Source organism: Secundilactobacillus silagei JCM 19001 (genome assembly GCF_002217945.1).
Lineage (GTDB): Bacteria > Bacillota > Bacilli > Lactobacillales > Lactobacillaceae > Secundilactobacillus > Secundilactobacillus silagei.
On record NZ_BCMG01000070.1, the window covers coordinates 1 to 237 of the forward strand.

Sequence of the window (237 nt, forward strand, 5' to 3'; positions counted from 1 at the left end):
GTCACATTTGCCTTGGCATCATTTGGTGTGTAGGTCACTTTACCTGTAGTTGTTGGATTATCGACCGTGATCGTGCCATCTGGATTAACTGTGGCTGGTACCGTCGTTTTATCTGGTGTGTAACCTTTAAGTAATGGCACATCAACAGTGACATGTTCGCCTGTCTTACCAGTTACATCGGGTACTGTTTGATTACCTTGGTTGCTTGGAATCGTCACATTTGCCTTGGCATCGTTT

General features: G+C 44.7%; 1 protein-coding gene. It reads right to left on the reverse strand.

The genetic code is table 11. The features are described from left to right. The coding region (locus tag CES79_RS12975) for a hypothetical protein (protein WP_159459509.1) at nt 1–237 on the reverse strand (237 nt) is incomplete at both ends.